Genomic DNA, 6,266 nt, shown 5'->3' with positions numbered 1-6,266 from the left:
CGCCCCCGCCGCCTCCGCCCCCCCCGCCTCCGCCGCCGCCTCCGCCGCCGCCGGTGTGCAACAAGGGCCCGTACATCGTGTTCTTCGACTGGAACAAGTCGGACATCACGCCTGAAGCGGCGACCATTCTCGACAACGCGATCACCCAGTATGGCAACTGCCAGACTGTTCCGATCATGCTGGCCGGCTACACCGACCGTTCGGGCTCGCCCAAGTACAACCTTGGCCTGTCCGCACGTCGTAACTCCTCGGTCCAGGCTTACCTGACGTCGCACGGCATCCCGGCCTCGACGATCACCAGCCAGGCCTTTGGTGAAGCCAACCCGCGCGTTCCGACCGCCGACGGCGTGCGTGAACTGCAGAACCGTCGCGTGGAAATCACGTACGGTCCGGGTTCGGGCAACTAAGTGGCACGGCCCCGGTCAAACGGGGCCGGTCATGAAGACCCAAAACGAACGAGGGGCCGGAGCAATCCGGCCCCTTTTTCGTTGTTGCGACATACGATGCGCCGCGTATCGGCCCCAGCCTTGATGGCGGCATAAGCCACGGAGATCCCACCATGCCTTCCCCGCTTCTGTCCTCTCGCCTGCGCCGTACCGTAACCACCTTCGCGCCGCGCGCGATCGTCGCGCTTGCCCTGCCGATTGCGCTGTCTGCCTGTGGCGATGGCAGCATGGCGGGCATGCACAGCGCCCCCACGCCCAAGGCACAAGTCGTGGCCAATGCCACGCTGATGCTGGCCAGCGGCGCCAGCGCGGGCACCGCCGAACTGCTCCAAGGCCCTGACGGGTTCCGTGTCCACGTCGATGCCAAGGGTCTGCCGCCCGGCGTCCACGGCATTCACCTGCACACCGTTGGCAAGTGTGATGCCCCCGGCTTCACCACTGCAGGTGGGCATCTCAATCCCGATGGCCACCAGCATGGCGCGGAAAACCCCGCCGGGGCGCACCTGGGTGACCTTACCAACCTGACCGTGGGAGCCGACGGCACCGGGGCACTGGACTTTGCCCTGCGCGGCGGCGCCGACATGACCGGCCCGGCGCTGTTCGATGCCGATGGCACGGCGCTGGTCATCCATGCCGCGCCCGACGATTACAAGACCGATCCCAGCGGCAACAGCGGCGCGCGCCTCGCCTGCGGCGTGTTCGTTCGCCAGTAATACAGCACCTGAATGAACGAAGGGGACGAGCAGGGCCTGCCTGCTCGTCCCCTTGTCGTGTCGGTCCAACCAGGCCGGGCGCTCAGGCGCCGTAGCGCGTTCCATCGGTCAGGCCCGCTTCGGCGAAGCCCGCCTTGCGCAAACGGCAGCTATCGCATTCCCCACAAGCGCGGCCATCGGGCAGCGGATCATAGCACGACCAGCTTTCCCCGGCATCGAGGCCCAGCCGGGCCGCTTCCTGGGCAATTTCTGACTTCTTGAGGTGTTGCAGCGGCGCGTGCACGGTTACCGTGCCACCCTGGCTGCCGACCTTGGTGGCAACGCGGGCCAGCCCTTCGAACCCATGGATGAATTCCGGGCGGCAGTCGGGGTAGCCGGAATAATCCAGCGCGTTGACGCCGATAAACAGCGCGTTCGCCCCTGCCGCCTCTGCCCAGGCAAGTGCGAGGGAGAGGAACACCAGGTTGCGCGCCGGCACATAGGTGATCGGGATATCGTCGGTCAGCCCATCCTTGGGCACATCGATCGCGTCGGTCAGCGCCGATCCACCGAACTGGCGCAGATCGAGCGGCAGGATGACATGACGCTCAACCTGCAGGCGCGCCGCGATCACCCGCGCGGCATCCAGTTCCACGCGATGGCGCTGGTTGTAATCGATGGTGAGGGCCAGGACACGGAAGCCCTGCTCTTGCGCAAGCGCAGCGCAGACCATTGAATCGAGCCCGCCGGAAAGCAGGACAACCGCCAGCGGCGCCGATTCCGCGCCGGACGAAGAAGACAATTGGGTATCAGTCATGCTACCGGGCTAGCCCCCTCGCCCGGCACAGGCAACCCCCAGCCGGGCGTTCGCAGCGTGATCAGCGCGCGGTGCAGTCGCCCAGGCGCCGCGCTTCGGCGTTGAAGGAAAAAGGCAGTCCCTTGGCGATGCCCTGCGCCTCGATCTGCAGCAGCTGATCGTTTTCATAGCGGATACGTGTCAAGCCCGAGCCGGCCTGTCCGCAGACATAGCTGACGGAAATGGCGTTGGCTTCGTCCTGCACCACGAACTGGCGGCAAGCCTGCCCCGGATGGCGTAGCTGGATCAGCGGGCGCCCTTCAGCGAGGCACAGCCGGCCCTCAAATCCGCCAGCCTCGCGCGCGTGGACCTGCCATTGGCCCGGCGCGATGCGATCGAGCATCGCGAGAGTGGCCGGCGCCCTTTCGGCATCGGCGGGGGCGACCCAAGCCAATGCCGGCAGGACGATCACCGCAGCGAGGGCGCGGCGCAGCGCGTTACGATACGTCATCAACCACCCTCCAACCCTGCCGCACAGGCTGCGGCAGCCCTTGGCAATATAGCTGCGATGCTGGTGCGATTGAAGACCTCCGGTCGGCAACGGCCGTCAATCGAAACGAAGCGGAAACTCTTTCGAGCAGAACGCGCAGTCGACGACGATAAGACCATCGTCGTTGGCCATTTCCGCGCGCTGTTCCGCACCAAAGCGGGCCAGCAGATCGCGATAATGCTCGGCCGTGCAACGGCACCCCCGCGTGAGCGGATGGCCCTGGGCAACGCGTACTTCGCTTTCCTCGTGAAACAGGCGCCACACCAGGCTTTCCAGCCCAAGTTGCGGATCGGTAAGTTCTGCTTCGGTCAGCGAGCCGGCCAGTGCCGCGACATGTTCCCATTCCGGGTGATCGAGCCGCGCGTGCAGGCGCTCGCGCCCCTCCTCGCCATCGGGCAGATGCTGCACCAGCAAGGCGCCCGCCACGGTGCGGCCATTTTCCGCATGCACCCCCACCCGGATCAGCGTTGGCACCTGTTCCGATTGGAAGAAATAGCTTTCGCAGGCGCGCGCCAGACAATCACCCTCGAGCGGGACAATGCCCTGATAGCGCTGATCACTGCTGGCCAGATCAAACGTGATCGCCAGGTAACCATCGCCGAACAGCGCATGCAGCGAGGGATGCGGCCCCAGCTCGTCCAGCCGCGCACGATCGTGGCGGACATAGCCGCGCAATTCGCCGCCGCGATAATCGCATACCAGCAGATCGACCACCCCATCCTGGGTCTGCGCCTGCATGGTCAACTGGCCATCGTCGTCCTTGAGCAGCGCGCCGAGCAGCGCGGTCAGGGTCAGCGCTTCGGCCAGCAGGTTGCGGATCGGCGCCGGATAGGCGTGGGCCGACAGCACGGTGTCGAGCACCGGGCCCAGGCGCACCACCCGCCCCCGGGCATCGCGCCCGGGAACGGTGAACTGCAATACCTGGTCAAATCCGGTTTCGGCTTGGTCGGTCATGAAAGCTTTCGTCGTGTGAGAATAATGGTCAGATCTGGCCAAAGGCCCAGCGCAGAACGGATTTCTGGGCATGAATGCGGTTTTCCGCTTCGTCCCACACCACCGAACGCGGCCCATCGATCACGGCATCCGTGACCTCTTCGTTGCGGTGGGCCGGCAGGCAGTGCAGGAACAGCGCATCGCCCTTCGCGCGGGCCATCAGCGCTTCATCCACCTGGAACGGCGCCATGGCCGCCAGCTTGGCTTCGGCGTGAGCCTGGCCCATCGAAATCCACGTATCGGTGACCACCACATCGGCCCCGGCCACGGCCTCGGCCGCGTCGCGATGCACGGTGATGGCTGCGCCTTGTGCCTGGGCGCGGGTGATAAAGCCGGCGTCGCAATCATAGCCCTCGGGCACGCCGATGCACACGTTGAACTTCATCAGCCCGGCCGCCTCAACGATCGAGTTGAGCACGTTGTTGCCGTCGCCCAGCCAGGCCACGGTAAGGCCGGGCAGCGCCTTGCCATGTTCGATCACGGTCAACAGATCGGCCATGATCTGGCAGGGGTGGGAAAGATCGGTGAGCCCATTGATTACCGGAACGCTGGCATAGTGGGCCAGTTCCTCGACCTTGGCGTGATCGTCGGTGCGCAGCATGATGGCATCGGCCATGCGGCTGAGCACGCGCGCGGTATCGGCGATGGTTTCGCCCCGGCCCAGTTGGGTATTGCCGGCATCGAGAATCAGCGCCGAGCCGCCGAGTTGGCGCATCGCCACGTCGAACGACACGCGCGTGCGGGTGGAATTCTTTTCGAACACCATCGCCAGGATATGACCGGCCAGGGGAGCATCGGCATCGACGCGGCCCTTGGGCCAGACCGCGCGGGCAGCCTTGCGATCGAGCGCGTCGGCCAGCATCGCGGCGACCGCATCACCGCCGGCATCGGAAAGATTGAGGAAATGCCTGATCATTACCGCTGTCTCACGCCGCAGGAGCCGGAGGAACATAGCTGGCCGCGGCGGCCGAAAGCTTGTCCATGAATTCATCGATGTGGCTGTCGTCGATCACCAGCGGCGGCAGGACGCGGAACGTCATGTCGCCAGCGGCCACGGCCAGGAGCTGATGATTGTCGCGCATGTGGGCCACGAACGGGCGCGGCTCGACCTTGCACTTCACCCCCAGCATCAGCCCCTTGCCGCGGACCATTTCGAACAGGTCGGGATAGTTGCCGATGAACTGTTCGAGCCGCGCCTTGAGGCGATCGCCGGTGGCGCGCACCTGGGCAAGAAATTCGGGAGTGGCGACGACATCGAGCACGGCATTACCGGCCGCCATGGCCAGCGGATTGCCGCCATAGGTGCTGCCGTGGGTGCCAAACACCATGCCGCGTGCCGCCGTTTCGGTAGCGAGGCAGGCGCCAAGCGGGAAGCCGCCGCCAATGCCCTTGGCAATCGCCATGACATCGGGCGCTACGCCATACTGTTCATAGGCGAACATGGTGCCGCTGCGCGCCACGCCGCACTGCACCTCGTCAAAGATCAGCAGCAGGCCATGCTCGTCACACAGCGCGCGCAGGCCCTTGATGAACTCTTCGCTGCCTTCGCGAATCCCGCCTTCGCCCTGGATCGGCTCGACCAGGATGCCGGCGGTATGCGGGCCGATCAGCGCCTTGGTCGCTTCCAGATCGTTGAAATCGACATAATGGAAACCGGGCAGGATGGGCAGGAAGCCCTTGTGCATCTTTTCCTGATCGGACGCGCTGATCGTGCCCATCGTGCGGCCGTGAAAGGCATTGCGATAGGTGATGATCTCGAACCGTTCCGGGGCCTGGCCGTGATACTGGTGATAGGCGCGCGCGGTCTTGATCGCGCATTCCACCGCCTCGGCCCCGGAATTGGTGAAGAACACCGTAGCGGCAAAGGTCATGTCGACCAGGCGCTGCGCCAGCGCCTCGCCCTGGGGGCTGCCATAGAGATTGGACACGTGCATCAGCGTTTCGGCCTGGCGCTGGATCGCGCCGATCAGGTGCGGGTGCGAATGGCCCAGCAGATTGACCGCGATGCCGCTGGCGAAATCGAGATAGCGCGTGCCGTCCTCGGAAATCAGGTGGCAGTGTTCGCCGCGCACCGGACGCACGCCACACCGGGGATAGACGGGCATGAGCGGGGTGATGGACATGGGCAATGCTCCTGTAGTTTCCAAGGATAAAGGTGTTTGGAACGGGGATGGCTGCAAAACGACAAATGGCGGCCCAGCGGACCGCCATTTGCACGCGTATGTGGTGATGCAAGGCCCCTGGGTCTCACAGACCCGAGGGGCAATGCGGCCGGGATCAATCCTGGCGCGGCACCAGGTTGACCGCCGAGTACTTGCCTCGTCGATCAACTTCGAGGTCGAACTCCAGCTTGTCGCCTTCGTTGAGCTCGCGCATGCCGGAACGTTCAACGGCACTGATGTGCACGAACGCGTCGGGCTGGCCGTCATCACGGGTGATGAAGCCGAAGCCCTTCATGCCGTTGAAGAACTTGACCGTGCCAGTGGCCTTTTCACCGGTCAGCTGGCGCTGCGGGGCTGCGGGCTTGGCCGCCACGGGGATGACATCGCCAACAACCTGAAGGTCAGCGGCAGAAACCTTGCCACCACGATCAACCAGGTTGAATTCCAGCGTCTGGCCTTCGGCCAGGCCTTCGAGGCCGGCACGTTCCACGGCGCTGATGTGGACGAACACGTCTTCACCGCCGTCTTCGCGCTGAATGAAGCCGAAGCCCTTCTGGCCGTTGAAGAACTTGACGACGCCCTTGCCGGTGCCGACCGCGCGGGCCGCCGAAGCCGCCACCACCGCCG

General features: G+C 65.1%; 8 protein-coding genes. 2 read left to right on the top strand and 6 right to left on the bottom strand.

Annotation, left to right across the window (positions count from 1 at the left end):
* Together H926_RS0108640 and H926_RS0108635 are read left to right on the top strand one after the other, a co-directional pair.
* Positions 1-407: OmpA family protein (locus H926_RS0108640; protein WP_028657770.1), on the top strand; the 407-nt coding region annotated here is incomplete at its 5' end.
* A 152-nt stretch (positions 408-559) separates the two neighbouring features.
* Positions 560-1,159: a superoxide dismutase family protein gene (locus H926_RS0108635; protein WP_022675938.1), complete on the top strand. Its 600-nt coding sequence runs from the start codon at positions 560-562 to the stop codon at positions 1,157-1,159.
* An 82-nt stretch (positions 1,160-1,241) separates the two neighbouring features.
* On the opposite strand, the gene queC is transcribed toward H926_RS0108635, so the two are convergent.
* The 6 genes from queC to H926_RS35485 all read right to left on the bottom strand — a co-directional run.
* The gene (gene queC / locus H926_RS0108630) at positions 1,242-1,955 is read right to left on the bottom strand and encodes a 7-cyano-7-deazaguanine synthase QueC (RefSeq protein ID WP_022675937.1); all 714 of its coding nucleotides are present in this window, start codon (positions 1,953-1,955) and stop codon (positions 1,242-1,244) included.
* Between the two features lie 61 nt (positions 1,956-2,016).
* Positions 2,017-2,445: a DUF3617 family protein gene (locus tag H926_RS26440; protein WP_022675936.1), complete on the bottom strand. Its 429-nt coding sequence runs from the start codon at positions 2,443-2,445 to the stop codon at positions 2,017-2,019.
* Positions 2,446-2,541: 96 nt separating this feature from the next.
* Positions 2,542-3,438: an Hsp33 family molecular chaperone HslO gene (locus H926_RS0108620; RefSeq protein WP_022675935.1), complete on the bottom strand. Its 897-nt coding sequence runs from the start codon at positions 3,436-3,438 to the stop codon at positions 2,542-2,544.
* Between the two features lie 28 nt (positions 3,439-3,466).
* The gene (gene argF, locus H926_RS0108615; RefSeq protein ID WP_022675934.1) at positions 3,467-4,393 is read right to left on the bottom strand and encodes an ornithine carbamoyltransferase; all 927 of its coding nucleotides are present in this window, start codon (positions 4,391-4,393) and stop codon (positions 3,467-3,469) included.
* Positions 4,394-4,403: 10 nt separating this feature from the next.
* The gene (locus H926_RS0108610) at positions 4,404-5,600 is read right to left on the bottom strand and encodes an aspartate aminotransferase family protein (RefSeq protein ID WP_022675933.1); all 1,197 of its coding nucleotides are present in this window, start codon (positions 5,598-5,600) and stop codon (positions 4,404-4,406) included.
* Positions 5,601-5,754: 154 nt separating this feature from the next.
* The coding region (locus H926_RS35485; protein WP_371256229.1) for a cold-shock protein at positions 5,755-6,266 on the bottom strand (512 nt) is incomplete at its 5' end.

The organism is Novosphingobium sp. B-7, from assembly GCF_000410615.1.
Lineage (GTDB): Bacteria > Pseudomonadota > Alphaproteobacteria > Sphingomonadales > Sphingomonadaceae > Novosphingobium > Novosphingobium capsulatum.
This window is presented reverse-complemented; position numbering and strand designations above follow the sequence as displayed.